Annotated in this window: 1 protein-coding gene; it reads left to right on the top strand. The window is 36.7% G+C overall.

Going from position 1 to position 218, the window contains the following annotated elements; translation table 11 throughout:
• Nucleotides 1-218 (top strand): hypothetical protein (locus G7034_RS02080; protein ID WP_166399309.1); only part of this gene is annotated, 218 nt, incomplete at both ends.

Here is a 218-nt window from a genome sequence, read left to right as displayed (position 1 = left end):
CTGGAAAGCCCTTATACCAACGAAAGCCCTTTTAATCAAACACTTTTTGTGAGAGCTACGGATGTTAATAACGGCTGTGTTTCCTTTACCGAATTAGAATTAGAAATCGACTTACTTCCCGTTATTGCAGCTCCTGAAGCTATTCCTGCTATCGAATTATGTGATGATGACCAAAATAATGTTGAAACCTTTGACATCAATTCTCAAATTCCAATTAT

Origin of the sequence: Psychroflexus maritimus (genome assembly GCF_011089875.1) — a bacterium.
GTDB classification, from domain to species: domain Bacteria; phylum Bacteroidota; class Bacteroidia; order Flavobacteriales; family Flavobacteriaceae; genus Psychroflexus; species Psychroflexus maritimus.
This window is presented reverse-complemented; position numbering and strand designations above follow the sequence as displayed.